The sequence below is a fragment of the Streptomyces sp. NPDC057010 genome (assembly GCF_042673805.1).
In the GTDB taxonomy this organism is placed as follows: Bacteria; Actinomycetota; Actinomycetes; order Streptomycetales; family Streptomycetaceae; genus Streptomyces.
In genome coordinates this window covers 41560-55432 of record NZ_JBHUSC010000048.1, presented here as the reverse complement: position 1 = coordinate 55432, position 13873 = coordinate 41560, and the positions used below count along the sequence as shown (strand labels likewise).

Here is a 13873-nt window from a genome sequence, read left to right as displayed (position 1 = left end):
GGCTTCGATGTTCGGCGCCCCCTCCGAGGTTGCTTTGCCGGGTGGGGGCTTGCGCCGAATTCATCTCGTTTTAGTCCCGGCCGACACCCCACCCCGTCCCCGACCCCGACCCGGGCGCGGGTCAGAGGTTCTTGTGGCGGGCGTAGTAGCGGGCCACCCGTGCCCGGTTGCCGCAGGCGGCGGCCACGCACCACCGGCGCCGGGGATGCGCCGGCAGGAACAGCAGGACGCAGTCCTGTGCCTCGCAGGCGCGGATCGAGCCCACCCGTGGGTCGGTCAGGAGGTCTGCGGCCGCCTCGGCCAGTTCGGCCGCCAGTCGCCGCGCCGGGGTGGCGGTCCGGGAGGGGGCCGTGGTGAGGCCCGTCTCCAGCGTCCAGGCGAGCTCGCGGTGGGCCGGGGCCGCGGCCATGGCCTCGTTCAGCGCGTGCAGCGCATCGGCGGGGGGTCGTTGGCCGTCCCGCACGGCGTCCAGCGCCGCCCGCGCGGCCTCTCGTACGGCCCGTGCGGCGGCCACCTCTGCCGCTCCCACCTCGCCGAGCGGCGTCAGCCGCCCGGCCTGCTCGGCCAGCCACGCCGCCAGACCCTCCGGGTCGGCGACGAGATCGCCCTCGGCGGTACGGGTGTTGAGGAGGTCCAGGGCCAGGGGCTCGCCGGTAAGCGGAAAGGTCACTGTCACATGGCTAATGATACTCGGATCGCTTGACCCATTAGGTTCAGAGAGGCAAAACTAATGCCACCAAGAGCCTTGGAGGCATGTGATGTCCGCTCGTACCATCCCTTCCGTCAGGTACCGCGCTGTCGACGTGGACGGCGTGCGCGTCGCCTACCGTGAGAGCGGCCCCGCCGATGGTCCCGTCCTCCTGCTCCTGCACGGATTCCCGACCGCCTCGCACCAGTTCGCCCGTCTGATGGACGCCCTCGGTGACACCCCGTACCGGCTGATCGCCCCGGACTACCCCGGCTTCGGGCGGACCGAGGCGCCGGAGGGGTTCACGTACACCTTCGACCGGCTCGCCGATGTACTGGAGGGCTTCACCGACGCCCTCGGCCTCGACCGCTACGCCCTGTACGTCTTCGACTTCGGCGCGCCGGTCGGGCTGCGGCTCGCCACGCGCAGGCCGGACCGCGTGAGCGGGCTGATCGTGCAGAACGGCAACGCGTACGAGGAGGGGCTCTCGGACGCGGCCCGCGAGTTCGCCGGGCTCCGGCGGGAGGTGCCGGGCAACGAGGAGCGGGTCCGGGGGCTGTTCACCCCGGAGGGCACCCGCTTCCAGTACGAGACCGGCGTCGCCGACACCAGTCTGATCTCCCCCGAGGGCTGGACCCTCGACGTGCACTACCTGAGCCTGCCGGGGCGGGCCGATGCCCAGGCCGACCTCGCCTTCGACTACGCCTCGAACTTCGCGCGCTACCCGGAATGGCAGGCGTGGTTGCGGAGCGCGGGCGTGCCGGTGCTGGTGGTCTGGGGGGCGGGGGACCCGTTCTTCACGGTGGCGGGGGCGAAGGCGTATCTGCGGGATGCGGCCGGGGCGGCCGTGCACGTCTTCGAGGGCGCGGGACACTTCGCCCTGGAGACCCACCTTGCTGAGATCGCCCCGCTGATCGCGGCCTTCCTGGCCGAACTCCCCTAAGGCGCGGCCGGGACGGTCGGGTCGGGGGACTCGTAGCGGAAGGGGTCGCTGCGCAGGCCCCGGGAGGTGACCACCACCGTGAACGGGGGGCGGGTGGACGGGGGGAGGGGCGCCGTCAGGGTGCCGGTGGCCGGGTCCGGGGTGGCGGGGACGGGGGTGTCGTCGACCGTGAGGCGGGGCTCGGTGAAGCCGCCGCCCTCGACGGTGAGCAGGCCCTCGGAGACGCTGGCCCGGGTGATCACCGGGTTCGCCCGGGTGGCCAGCTTGTTCAGGAGGTAGGCACCCGCCGGCGCCCCCGTCAGGGCCCAGATCTCCGAGGGGAGCCGCGGCAGCCCGCCGCCCACGTCCGCGAGGAAGAACAGCGCCACGTACAGCATCGTGACCGCGTTCAGCGTGACGTACTGGAGGTCGACCAGGTCCGTCCGCCCGCTGTCGTTCGCGATCAGCTCCCGCAGCGGCCGGCGCCCCGAGGCGCTCGGCTTCGGGGCCGGCTTGGCCAGGCTGCCGTGCTCCACGCGTATGCCGACGACCGTCTTCGCGCCGATCAGGGCCGCGTACGGGCCCCCGAGCAGCGGCAGGTACACCGTCGTCAGCGTGGACAGCGGGCCGTCGGCGCCCTGGAAGTAGGGGATCCCGCCGCCCGCGGTGAGCCCGTAGGCGAGGATCGTGAGCAGCAGCCAGACCAGGAGCACCGTCCAGGCCAGGGCCAGCGCCGTGGAGGTGGACAGCCGGCCGTCGCGGCCGGTGACGAAGCCGGGGTGGCGGCGCAGCCGCAGGCCGATCGGCCCGGCCAGTGCTGCCAGTAAGGCCAGTGCGAAGAGTGCGGAAGCCATGCGTCGTCCCCCCGGGGTGCGGTCCGTCCTCGTACTGGACGACAGACACTTACCCGTTGGTTCCGGGCATGACAAGTGGGCCGCTCTACTCCTCGCGCTGCTCCGGCAGTACCGGGAACCTCCGCGGCGCCACCAGCAGCAGGACCAGCAGCGAGGCCACGGCGGCGCACGTCGCGCCGAGGAAGATGTGGTCCACGGCGGCGGCCACGGCCTCGCGCAGGTAGTCGGCGGCGGCCTGCGGGAGCAGCCCGGGCTGGTCGAGGGCCTTCGATACGTCGTCCAGCTTGTCCGGGAGTCCGGGCATGGGGGCGTGCACCAGCCGGGCGGCGATGGTGGCGTTGGCGACGGCCGCGAGCAGGGCCGCGCCCACGCTCTGGCCGACCTGGCGGGAGAACAGGATCGAGGCCGTGGCCGTTCCGCGTTCCGCCCAGCCCACGGTGGACTGGACCCCGACGACCAGCGGCAGCTGGAAGAGGCCGAGGGCGCCGCCCAGCAGCAGCATGATCAGCGCGGGCTGCCAGGGCCGGGCGGGGTAGGGGAGCAGGGTGAAGGCGAAGAGGATCACCGCGGCCAGCGCGATCCCGAGGGCGGCGGTGTTGCGGAAGCCGATGCGGCGGTAGACGTGCTGGCTGAAGGCGGCGGTGATGGGCCAGCTCAGGGTCATCACGGACATGACCAGCCCGGCGCTGACGGGCCCGAGGCCGAGCACGGACTGGGCGTACGTCGGGACGAACACCATCGGGGCGACCATCAGCAGGCCGAGCGCGCCCATGGCGAGGTTGACGGCGGCGATGGTGCGCCGGCGCCAGACCCAGCCCGGCAGGATCGGTTCCTCGGCCCGGCGCTCCACCCGGACGACCGCCGCGGCCAGTACCGCGCTCGCGCCCAGCAGTCCGAGTGAGGGCGCGGACAGCCAGGGCCAGGCGACCCCGCCCTGGACGAGCGCGAAGAGCAGCAGCCCGCCGCAGGCGAAGATGCCGAGGGCGCCGGCCCAGTCGACGGGGCCCCGGCGGCCGGGGGACCGTACGGGCTCGGTCAGGTGACGGCTGATCATCCACAGGGCGAGGGCGGCCAGGGGCAGGTTGATCAGGAAGATCCAGCGCCAGTGCGCGTAGGAGGCGAGCAGCCCGCCGAGCGCCGGGCCGGCCACGGCCGAGGTGGCCCACACGGTGGACATCCGGGCCTGGATCTTCGGGCGGTCCTTGAGGGGGTAGAGGTCGCCGGCCAGGGTCTGGACGGTGCCCTGGAGGGCGCCGCCGCCCAGGCCCTGGACGATCCGGAAGGCGATGAGGGCGGCCATGTTCCAGGCGAGCGCGCAGAGCAGCGAGCCGACGAGGAACAGGCCGATGCCGAAGAGGAGGACGGGCTTGCGGCCGAAGGTGTCGGACAGCTTGCCGTAGACGGGGAGGGTGACGGTGACGGCGAGGAGGTAGCCGGAGAAGAGCCAGGAGAAGACGGAGAAGCCGCCGATGTCGCCCACGATCTGGGGGACGGCGGTGGAGACGATGGTGCTGTCGAGCGCGACGAGCGTCATCCCGAGCATCAGCGAGGCCACCACGGCGGTCGGCGGCCGGCCGCGCCCGGCTGTCCCGCCGGCCCCGGCCGTGGAGTCCTTGGCCGAAACCCGGCTGACCGGTGGGCCTTCCGCGGTCCGGCCCGGTATGCCGTCCGGGCCTCCGGCCGTGTTCTCCCCTGAGCCCACGAAGATTCCTTCCCCCTGCACGCACCTGCGGGGAACACCTTCTCACCATGGCCGTATCCGGCGGTATCCCCCAGGGCGGCTCCCCCGGAGGGCGGAGAACCCCTAGGGGTCACTCAGCACAACGGGGCAGGGGTCTTTCGTCCCGGCGGATGAGGCCGAAGGTCCTTCCGCGTCCTTAACTGGTTAACACGGGCCGGGGGGAGAGACGCGGCCCGGGGGGTGGGGTTAACCCCCGGACGGATACGGCGATGGGCACCAGCGCGCCCGGCCCCGTCCCGCACCAGACTTCATGGCGGCACGACGACGACGCACGCCACCGCACGAGAAGGAGAGAAGACCGTGACAACGGCTATGACCGAAACCAGGCACGGGGGTACTGGAGGGCATGAAGCCGTCGCGGCCCGGGCACGCAAGGTCGTCAAGGCCTACGGCTCCGGGGAGACGCGCGTCGTCGCCCTCGACGAGGTGGACGTGGACATCATGCGCGGTCAGTTCACCGCGATCATGGGCCCTTCCGGCTCCGGCAAGTCCACGCTGATGCACTGCCTCGCCGGGCTCGACACGGTGACCAGCGGGCGGATCCACCTGGACGACACCGAGATCACCGGGCTGAAGGACAAGAAGCTCACGCAGCTGCGCCGCGACCGGATCGGCTTCATCTTCCAGGCCTTCAACCTGCTGCCGACGCTGAACGCCCTGGAGAACATCACGCTCCCCATGGACATCGCGGGCCGCAAGCCCGACGCGGAGTGGCTGAACCGGGTCGTGGAGACCGTCGGCCTCGCCGGCCGCCTCAAGCACCGCCCGACCGAGCTGTCCGGAGGCCAGCAGCAGCGCGTGGCGGTCGCCCGCGCCCTCGCCGCCCGCCCGCAGATCATCTTCGGCGACGAGCCGACCGGAAACCTGGACTCGCGGGCCGGCGCCGAGGTCCTCGGCTTCCTGCGCCGCTCCGTGGACGAGCTCGGCCAGACCATCGTCATGGTCACCCACGACCCGGTCGCCGCCTCCTACGCGGACCGCGTCATCTTCCTCGCCGACGGCGCGATCGTCGACGAGATGTACGGGCCCTCCGCGGACCAGGTCCTCGACCGCATGAAGGACTTCGACGCGCGCGGGCGGACCTCATGAGCACCGTCATCAAGACCTCCCGGCGCAACTTCGTCGCGCACAAGGGACGGATGGCGCTGTCCGCCGTCGCGGTCCTGCTGTCGGTGGCGTTCGTCTGCGGCACGCTGGTGTTCACCGACACCATGAACACCACCTTCGACAAGCTGTTCGCCACCACCGGCGCCGACGTCACCGTCTCCGCGAAGGCGGCCGACGAGGACGTGGAGAACCCGCGCAACGCCCGCCCCGCGACCATTCCCGGCGACGCCGTCCAGAAGGTCTCGGCGGTGCAGGGCGTCCAGTCCGCGCAGGGCAGCGTCGTCTCGATGTCCGTCACGGTCGTGGGCGCCGACAACAAGAACGTCGGCCCGACCTCCGGCGCCCCGACGGTCGCCGCCAGCTGGAACGACAACGAGCTGAAGTCGATGGCCGTCAGCTCCGGCCACGAGCCGCGCGGCCCCACCGAGGTGATGGTCGACGCCGACACCGCGAAGAAGCACAAGCTGAAGATCGGCGACGAGCTGCGCACCATCGCCGTCACCGGTGACTTCCGCGCCAGGATCTCCGGCATCGCCTCCTTCAAGGTGACCAACCCGGGCGCCACCGTCGTCTACTTCGACACGGCCACCGCCCAGCGCGAGCTGCTCGGCGCGCCCGGCACGTTCACCAACATCAACGTCACCGCCAAGGACGGCGTCAGCGACGAGCAGCTCAAGGCGAACATCGCCGCCGCCGTCGGCGCCGGCACCTACAAGCTCCAGACCGCGAAGGAATCCGCGGACCAGGGCCGCAAGGACGTCGGCTCGTTCCTCGACGTCATGAAGTACGCGATGCTCGGCTTCGCCCTCATCGCCTTCCTCGTCGGCATCTTCCTGATCTTCAACACGTTCGCCATGCTGGTCACCCAGCGCACCCGCGAGATCGGCCTGATGCGCGCCATCGGCGCCGACAGCGGCCAGGTGCTGAACTCCGTCGTCCTGGAGGCCTTCCTCCTCGGTCTCGTCGGCTCGGCCGCGGGCGTCGGGGTGGGTGTGGGCCTGGCCGTCGGGCTGATGAAGCTCATGGGGCAGATGGGCATGAACCTGTCCACCGACGACCTCACCGTCGCCTGGACCACCCCGGTCGTCGGCATCGTCCTCGGTGTCGTCGTCACCGTCGTCGCCGCCTTCATCCCGGCCCGCCGGGCCGGCAAGGTCTCCCCGATGGCCGCCCTGCGCGAGTCGGGCACCCCCGGCGACAAGAAGGCCGGCCGGGTCCGCGCCGTCCTCGGCCTGGTCCTCACCGCCATCGGCGGCGCGGGGCTCTACCTGGCCTCGGCCGCCGACGAGGCCGGCCCCGGATCGCTCTGGCTGGGGCTGGGCGTCGTCTTCACCCTCATCGGCTTCATCGTGATCGGCCCGCTGCTCGCCGCGGGAGTGGTGCGGGTGCTGTCGGGCATCGTCCTGCGGCCCTTCGGGTCCGTCGGCCGGCTCGCCGAGCGCAACGCCCTGCGCAACCCGCGCCGCACCGGTGCCACCGCGGCCGCCCTGATGATCGGCCTGGCGCTGGTCGCCTGCCTGTCGGTGGTCGGCTCCTCGATGGTGGCCTCCGCCACCGAAGAGCTCGACAAGTCGGTCGGCGCGGACTTCATCGTCGAATCCCAGACCAGGCAGCCGGTCATGCCGCAGGCCGAGCAGGCGATCCGCGCCGTCAAGGACCTCGACCACGTCACCGCCTACCGGGAGGTCGACGCCAAGGTCACCGCGCCCGACGGCACCAGCGAGGAAGTGGGCCTCGGCGCCACCGATCCCACGTACGCCAAGGACATCCGCCGCAAGATGGTCGCCGGCGAGCACGCGGCGGCGTACGGGACGAACGCGATGTCGGTGGGATCGGAGTACGCCACCAAGCACGGCATCAAGCTCGGCGACGAGCTGACGGTCGCCTTCACCGGCGGCAACACCGTCAAGCTGAAGGTCGCGGCGATCACCAGCGACGAGGGCAACCTCGACAAGACGATGAAGTACATCAGCACCGCCGTCGCCGAGGCGAACGTCCCGGCGGACCGGCTGCCGCGCCCCTTCATGCTGCTGGCCAGCGCGAAGGACGGGCAGGACGAGGACACCGTCTACGCGGCCGTCAAGTCGGGGCTGGCGCAGTACCCGCAGTACGTGGTCCGCAACCAGGCCGACTACAAGCAGTCCCTGAAGGACCAGGTCGGCCAGCTCCTGAACATCGTCTACGGGCTCCTCGCCCTCGCGATCATCGTCGCGGTCCTGGGCGTCGTGAACACCCTCGCCCTGTCGGTGGTGGAGCGGACCCGCGAGATCGGCCTGATGCGCGCCATCGGCCTCTCCCGCCGCCAGCTGCGCCGCATGATCCGCCTGGAGTCGGTGGTCATCGCCCTCTTCGGCGCCCTGCTCGGCCTCGGGCTGGGCATGGGCTGGGGGGCCACCGCGCAGCAGCTGCTCGCGCTCCAGGGCCTGAAGGTGCTGGAGATCCCGTGGCCGACGATCCTCGGGGTGTTCGCCGGGTCGGCCCTCGTGGGCCTGTTCGCCGCCCTGATCCCGGCCTTCAGGGCGGGGCGGATGAACGTCCTGAACGCGATCGCCAGCGAGTAGCACGGCAGCCGCGGCCCTACGGGCAGGCGCCGGTCCGGGACCCACGGGGGAGGTTCCGGGCCGGCGCCTCGTCGTGCGGTGCCCGCCGCCGGGCCCGCGATGTCGGGCCTGCCGTCTCAGGTCCGCCGCATCAGGACGACGCCCTCCGCCTGGCCCACCACGGTGAACCGCTCGCCGGGGTGCAGCTGGCGGGCGTAGCCGGTCGGGTCCTCGCCGGCCCACTTGGAGCCGTTGTCGATGGCGATCCAGTCGGGGACCACGCCCTTGCTGCCGCCGACCCACAGCACGCGGCAGCGGGAGGTCAGCCTGGTCAGCGGGACGGTGTCGGCCTCCACGGTGGCGCCGTCGGGGATCCGGTCCAGGAGCCGCTCGACGGCGGTGGCGCGGGCCGGCTTCTCGTACGTACGGGCCTCCACGAGCTTGGCCGTCGGCAGGGCCGTCGCGCTCAGGGCGAGGGCGGCGGCCAGGACGGCGGTGGGCATCTGGAGGGCGTACGCGCGCAGCCGGGGCCGGTCGCTGCGCCGGGCGGTGTCGATGGCGTCGACGAGGGCGAGCGCCACGACGGGCATGAGCACGGCGCTGTAGTGCCAGTCGGTGGACCAGTAGTGGTCGTCGCCGGACAGGAACCGCCAGCCGAGGGTGGGGGCGGCGACCAGCAGCAGCGGCGAGCGCAGGGCGAGCAGCCCGGAGGTGGGGAGCAGGACCCAGGTCAGGGTGGTGAGCTTGGTGCCGATGCCGTCGAGGGGGCTGCCCGCGCCGTCGAGCTTGTCCCAGTAGCCGTAGCCGGCGGTCGCGAAGGCCGGTATGAACACGGTGAAGACGAGGACGGCGAAGACGGCGGCGCCGGCGGCGACGCCCAGGGCCGTCCAGGCGGCCCGCCGGTCGGAGGCCCGGGCCCGCCAGGCCACGACGACGGCCAGGGCGGCGAGGGTGAAGCCGAGGTCCTCCTTGACGAGGACGAGCGGCAGCCCCCACAGCAGGGCGGCGCGCCAGCGGCGGGCGAGCAGCGCCTCCAGGGCGAAGGCGATCAGGGGGACGGCGAAGGCGATCTCGTGGAAGTCGAACTCCACGGCCCGCTGGATCCCCCAGGACAGCCCGTACGCGACGCCGACGGCGGTCCCGCGGGGACGGCCGAGGAACCGTCCGGCCGTGCGGGTGACGGGGACGGCGGAGAGCGCGAAGAGGGCGGCCTGGACGACCAGGAGGGTGACGGGCCCGGGGAAGATCCGGTAGACGGGGGCGATGAGCGCGATGATCGGGCTGAAGTGGTCCCCGAGGATGTTGGCGCCGGGCCCCTTCAGATCGGCGATCGGCGCCTGCAGGTGCGCGTACGCGCGGATGGCCTGCTCGAAGATCCCCAGGTCCCAGGAGGCCCACTCCATGCGCCTGAACCGCCCGACGGACAGTACGAGGTAGATCAGGAACAGCCCGCCGGCCACGGCCCACGGCCCGGCCCACCGGCTCCTGACCGCTTTCACGGTGGTCGTGGCCGCCGTCGCGGGGCGCGCTATCGCATCGCTGCTCGTCACGGACTCGTGCTCCCTCGGCCGGCGGCGTCTCTCCGGCGGGGCGACGCGGCGAGCTCAGACGGTCAGTACGTCGACATCGTAGAGCGGGATGAACTTGTCGCGCGTGACGAGGGTCAGCCCCTCGGACTGGGCCTGGGCGATCAGCATGCGGTCGAACGGATCCTTGTGGTGCAGGGGCAGCTTGCCTGCCAGGACGCCGTGGTGGGCATCGATGGGCAGGGCCTGGAACTGCGTGTTGCAGGCCTGCAATGCCAGATCCTCAGTGCTGGTGAGCTTGCCCGCAGCCTGCTTCACGGAGATCTCCCAGGGCGTGATGGCGCTCATGTACACGGTGAGCTCACGCCCGAGGAGCTCCCGCGTTGCATCGGGAAGCTCCCCGTTCATCCACCAGAGGACGACGTGTGTGTCGAGCAGGAGCTTCACGCGTCGACCTCGAATGCCTCGGCGAAACCGTCGGGCAGGTCGTCGAAGTCATCGGCGATCTCGATCCGGCCCGCGAGGGAGCCGTAATCGGTGCGCCGGACCTTGCCCGCGAGGGGGATCACCTTCGCGACCGGTTCGCCGGCCTTGCTGATGATCACCTCTTCGCCGGTGGCGACCGCCTCCAGGATCTTGGAGAAGTTCGTCTTCGCTTCGTGGACGTTGTACTGCCGGGCCGCTTCCATGCGTACTCCAGAGCAGAGGTGGACTAGCTGCTGGACCAAGCGTAATCAGGTCGGCCCAGCCCGCGCCAGCTCCGTCACCCCCACGGGGGACGTGAATCCCCCGCGCGTGGAGGCAGGGGGCGTCGTAGGGTGGGAACCCCCGGCCCGTGCGACGTGTCGGGTCCTTCGCGTTGCCCTCTCACCGGATGGAAAGCCTCCCCATGAGCCTGCACGGACTGCTCGACGCCGTCACCCGGGACCCCGCCCTCGCCGAGGCGGTCACCGCGGCCGGGGACGGCAACCGGATGCACGTGGACCTGGTCGGCCCCGCCGCCGCGCGGCCCTTCGTGATCGCCGCGCTGGCCCGGCAGACCGAGCGGACGGTCCTCGCGGTGACCGCCACCGGGCGCGAGGCCGAGGACCTGGCCGCGGCGCTGCGCTCGCTGCTGCCCTCGCCCGACGAGGTGGTGGACTACCCGTCCTGGGAGACGCTCCCGCACGAGCGGCTGAGCCCGCGCAGCGACACCGTCGGCCGGCGGATCGCCGTGCTGCGCCGTCTCGCGCACCCCAGCAAGGACGACCCGGCCGCCGGCCCCGTCTCGGTGGTCGTCGCGCCGATCCGCTCCGTGCTCCAGCCGCAGGTCAAGGGCCTGGGGGACCTGGTGCCGGTGGGCCTGCGGCAGGGGCAGAGCGCCGATCTGGGCGAGGTGACCCAGGCGCTGGCCGCCGCCGCGTACGCGCGCGTCGAGCTCGTCGAGAAGCGCGGGGAGTTCGCCGTGCGCGGCGGCATCCTCGACGTGTTCCCGCCCACCGAGGAGCACCCGCTGCGCATCGAGTTCTGGGGCGACGAGGTCGAGGAGATCCGCTACTTCAAGGTCGCCGACCAGCGGTCGCTGGAGATCGCCGAGCACGGCCTGTGGGCCCCGCCCTGCCGCGAGCTGCTGCTGACCGACGAGGTGCGGGAGCGGGCCGCGGCCCTCGCCGAGGCCCACCCCGAGCTCGGCGAGCTGCTGAACAAGATCGCCGAGGGGATCGCCGTCGAGGGCATGGAGTCCCTGGCCCCGGTCCTCGTCGACGACATGGAACTGCTGATCGACGTCCTGCCCGCCGGGTCGATGGCCGTCGTGTGCGACCCCGAGCGGGTCCGGACCCGGGCCGCCGACCTGGTGGCCACCTCGCAGGAGTTCCTGATGGCCTCCTGGGCGGCCACGGCCGGCGGCGGCGAGGCCCCGATCGACGTCGGCGCGGCCTCGCTGCGCGGGATCGCGGACGTCCGCGACCGGGCCCGCGAGCTGGACATGATGTGGTGGTCCGTCTCCCCCTTCGCCGCCGACGAGACGGCCGCGGGCAGCACGTTGACATCAGCCGGCGAGCCGGCGGTCCTCAAGCTCGGCATGCACGCCCCGGAGGCCTACCGCGGCGACACCGCCCGCGCGCTCGCCGACACCAAGGGCTGGATCGCCGACGGCTGGCACACCGTCTACCTCACCGAGGGCCACGGCCCGGCCGCCCGCACCGTCGAGGTCCTCGCCGGCGAGGGCATCGCGGCCCGGCTGGAGCCGGACCTGCGCGCCCTGGAGCCGAGCCTCGTGCACGTCGCGTGCGGCTCGATCGACAACGGTTTCGTCGACCCGGCCCTGAAGATCGCGGTGCTGACCGAGACCGACCTGACCGGCCAGCGCACCGCCACCAAGGACCTCGGCCGGATGCCGACCCGCCGCCGCAAGACGATCGACCCGCTGACCCTGGAGGCCGGCGACTACATCGTCCACGAGCAGCACGGCGTCGGCCGCTACATCGAGATGGTGCAGCGCACCGTCCAGGGCGCGACCCGCGAGTACCTCCTCGTCGAGTACGCCGCCGCCAAGCGCGGCCAGCCCGGCGACCGCCTCTACATCCCCACCGACCAGCTGGAGCAGGTCACCAAGTACGTGGGCGGCGAGGCCCCCACCCTGCACCGGCTCGGCGGCGCCGACTGGACCAAGACCAAGGCGCGCGCGAAGAAGGCGGTCAAGGAGATCGCCGCCGACCTCATCAAGCTCTACAGCGCCCGCATGGCGGCCCCCGGCCACGTCTTCGGCCCGGACACCCCCTGGCAGCGCGAGCTGGAGGACGCCTTCCCGTACGCGGAGACCCCCGACCAGCTCACCACCATCGCCGAGGTCAAGGAGGACATGGAGAAATCCGTCCCCATGGACCGCCTGATCTGCGGCGACGTCGGCTACGGCAAGACGGAGATCGCCGTGCGCGCCGCGTTCAAGGCGGTCCAGGACGGCAAGCAGGTCGCCGTCCTCGTGCCCACGACGCTCCTCGTGCAGCAGCACTTCGGCACCTTCTCCGAGCGCTACAGCCAGTTCCCGGTGAACGTGAAGGCGCTGTCCCGCTTCCAGAGCGACACCGAGTCCAAGGCCACGATGGAGGGCCTGAAGGAGGGCTCGGTGGACGTGGTGATCGGCACGCACCGGCTGTTCTCGCAGGAGACCAAGTTCAAGGACCTGGGTCTGGTCATCGTCGACGAGGAGCAGCGCTTCGGCGTCGAGCACAAGGAGCAGCTGAAGAAGCTGCGCGCCAACGTGGACGTGCTGACGATGTCGGCGACACCGATCCCGCGCACCCTGGAGATGGCGGTGACCGGCATCCGCGAGATGTCGACGATCACCACCCCGCCGGAGGAGCGGCACCCGGTCCTGACCTTCGTCGGCCCGTACGAGGAGAAGCAGATCGGCGCGGCCATCCGCCGCGAACTGCTGCGCGAGGGCCAGTGCTTCTACATCCACAACCGGGTCGAGTCCATCGACCGGGCGGCCGCCAAGCTGCGCGAGATCGTGCCCGAGGCGCGGATCGCGACGGCGCACGGGCAGATGTCCGAACAGGCCCTGGAGCAGGTCGTCGTGGACTTCTGGGAGAAGAAGTTCGACGTGCTGGTCTCGACGACGATCGTCGAGTCGGGCATCGACATCTCCAACGCGAACACGCTGATCGTGGAGCGCGGTGACAACTTCGGCCTCTCGCAGCTCCACCAGCTGCGCGGCCGCGTGGGCCGCGGCCGCGAGCGCGGGTACGCGTACTTCCTCTACCCGCCGGAGAAGCCGCTGACCGAGACCGCGCACGAGCGGCTCGCGACGATCGCCCAGCACACCGAGATGGGCGCCGGCATGTACGTGGCGATGAAGGACCTGGAGATCCGCGGCGCGGGCAACCTGCTCGGCGGCGAGCAGTCCGGGCACATCGCGGGCGTCGGCTTCGACCTGTACATCCGCATGGTCGGCGAGGCGGTCGCCGACTACCGGGCCGCCGTCGAGGGCGGGGTCGAGGAGGAGCCGCCGCTCGAAGTCAAGATCGAGCTGCCGGTCGACGCGCACGTCCCGCACGACTACGCGCCGGGCGAGCGGCTGCGCCTGCAGGCCTACCGGGCCATCGCCTCCGCCAACTCCGAGGCGGACGTGAAGGCCGTACGGGAGGAGCTCACCGACCGCTACGGCAAGCTGCCCGAGCCGGTGGAGAACCTGCTGCTGGTGGCCGGGCTGCGGATGCTCGCCCGGGCGTGCGGGGTCGCCGACATCACCCTCCAGGGCCCGAACATCCGCTTCGGGCCGGTGGAGTTGCGCGAGTCGCAGGAGCTGCGCCTGAAGCGGCTCTACCCGGGGGCGGTGCTCAAGCCCGCCGCCTCGCAGGTGCTGATCCCGCGCCCGAAGACGGGGAAGATCGGCGGGAAGCCGCTGGTCGGGCGGGAACTGCTGGCCTGGACCGGGGAGTTCCTCGCGACGATCCTCGGCTCCTGAGCCGCGCAGGAGGCCGGGCCCGTGCGGCCCGGCCTCCTGAGGCGG

The 13873-nt window shown here is 72.0% G+C and carries 10 protein-coding genes; 4 read left to right on the top strand and 6 right to left on the bottom strand.

Features of this window, described 5'->3' with window-relative positions; translation table 11 throughout:
* Positions 1-121 precede the first annotated feature (121 nt).
* Positions 122-670 carry a CGNR zinc finger domain-containing protein gene (locus ACFTXQ_RS29350; RefSeq protein WP_382646266.1) on the bottom strand — a complete coding sequence of 183 codons (549 nt, stop codon included), beginning with the start codon at positions 668-670 and terminating at the stop codon, positions 122-124.
* 88 nt (positions 671-758) lie between these two features.
* Between ACFTXQ_RS29350 and ACFTXQ_RS29345 the strand changes: the two genes are divergently transcribed.
* Entirely contained in the window at positions 759-1631 is an 873-nt protein-coding gene (locus ACFTXQ_RS29345; protein ID WP_382646263.1) for an alpha/beta fold hydrolase, read from the top strand.
* Here ACFTXQ_RS29345 and ACFTXQ_RS29340 read toward each other — a convergent pair.
* Together ACFTXQ_RS29340 and ACFTXQ_RS29335 are read right to left on the bottom strand one after the other, a co-directional pair.
* The gene (locus tag ACFTXQ_RS29340; RefSeq protein WP_382646260.1) at positions 1628-2464 is read right to left on the bottom strand and encodes a hypothetical protein; all 837 of its coding nucleotides are present in this window, start codon (positions 2462-2464) and stop codon (positions 1628-1630) included. The two genes, ACFTXQ_RS29345 and ACFTXQ_RS29340, sit on opposite strands and share 4 nt — an antisense overlap.
* A gap of 85 nt (positions 2465-2549) precedes the next feature.
* The gene (locus tag ACFTXQ_RS29335; protein WP_382646279.1) at positions 2550-4007 is read right to left on the bottom strand and encodes an MFS transporter; all 1458 of its coding nucleotides are present in this window, start codon (positions 4005-4007) and stop codon (positions 2550-2552) included.
* Positions 4008-4517: 510 nt separating this feature from the next.
* On the opposite strand from ACFTXQ_RS29335, the gene ACFTXQ_RS29330 reads away from it, so the two are divergent.
* The gene (locus ACFTXQ_RS29330) at positions 4518-5294 is read left to right on the top strand and encodes an ABC transporter ATP-binding protein (RefSeq protein WP_382646257.1); all 777 of its coding nucleotides are present in this window, start codon (positions 4518-4520) and stop codon (positions 5292-5294) included.
* Positions 5291-7873 carry an ABC transporter permease gene (locus tag ACFTXQ_RS29325; protein WP_382646255.1) on the top strand — a complete coding sequence of 861 codons (2583 nt, stop codon included), beginning with the start codon at positions 5291-5293 and terminating at the stop codon, positions 7871-7873. The genes ACFTXQ_RS29330 and ACFTXQ_RS29325 overlap by 4 nt, the downstream gene beginning before the upstream one ends.
* Positions 7874-7989: 116 nt before the next feature.
* Here ACFTXQ_RS29325 and ACFTXQ_RS29320 read toward each other — a convergent pair whose 3' ends face one another.
* The 3 genes from ACFTXQ_RS29320 to ACFTXQ_RS29310 are packed head-to-tail and all read right to left on the bottom strand — an operon-like array spanning position 7990 to position 10067.
* Complete coding sequence (locus ACFTXQ_RS29320) at positions 7990-9402, bottom strand: DUF2079 domain-containing protein (RefSeq protein ID WP_382646252.1); 1413 nt, start codon at positions 9400-9402, stop codon at positions 7990-7992.
* Positions 9403-9456: 54 nt separating this feature from the next.
* Positions 9457-9825, bottom strand: coding sequence for a type II toxin-antitoxin system VapC family toxin (locus ACFTXQ_RS29315; protein WP_382646250.1), 369 nt, complete (start codon positions 9823-9825; stop codon positions 9457-9459).
* The gene (locus tag ACFTXQ_RS29310) at positions 9822-10067 is read right to left on the bottom strand and encodes a type II toxin-antitoxin system Phd/YefM family antitoxin (protein ID WP_382646247.1); all 246 of its coding nucleotides are present in this window, start codon (positions 10065-10067) and stop codon (positions 9822-9824) included. The genes ACFTXQ_RS29315 and ACFTXQ_RS29310 overlap by 4 nt, the downstream gene beginning before the upstream one ends.
* Before the next feature lie 200 nt (positions 10068-10267).
* Here ACFTXQ_RS29310 and mfd point away from each other — a divergent pair, with 200 nt between their 5' ends.
* Complete coding sequence (mfd, locus tag ACFTXQ_RS29305; RefSeq protein ID WP_382646244.1) at positions 10268-13828, top strand: transcription-repair coupling factor; 3561 nt, start codon at positions 10268-10270, stop codon at positions 13826-13828.
* Positions 13829-13873: the final 45 nt, after the last annotated feature.

Coding starts and splice junctions, on each gene's coding strand:
- ACFTXQ_RS29345 (WP_382646263.1), top strand. CDS start 759: ATGTCCGCTCGTACCATCCCTTCCGTCAGGTACCGCGCTGTCGACGTG.
- ACFTXQ_RS29340 (WP_382646260.1), bottom strand. CDS start 2,464: ATGGCTTCCGCACTCTTCGCACTGGCCTTACTGGCAGCACTGGCCGGG.
- ACFTXQ_RS29335 (WP_382646279.1), bottom strand. CDS start 4,007: ATGCTCGGGATGACGCTCGTCGCGCTCGACAGCACCATCGTCTCCACC.
- ACFTXQ_RS29330 (WP_382646257.1), top strand. CDS start 4,518: ATGACCGAAACCAGGCACGGGGGTACTGGAGGGCATGAAGCCGTCGCG.
- ACFTXQ_RS29325 (WP_382646255.1), top strand. CDS start 5,291: ATGAGCACCGTCATCAAGACCTCCCGGCGCAACTTCGTCGCGCACAAG.
- ACFTXQ_RS29310 (WP_382646247.1), bottom strand. CDS start 10,067: ATGGAAGCGGCCCGGCAGTACAACGTCCACGAAGCGAAGACGAACTTC.
- mfd (WP_382646244.1), top strand. CDS start 10,268: ATGAGCCTGCACGGACTGCTCGACGCCGTCACCCGGGACCCCGCCCTC.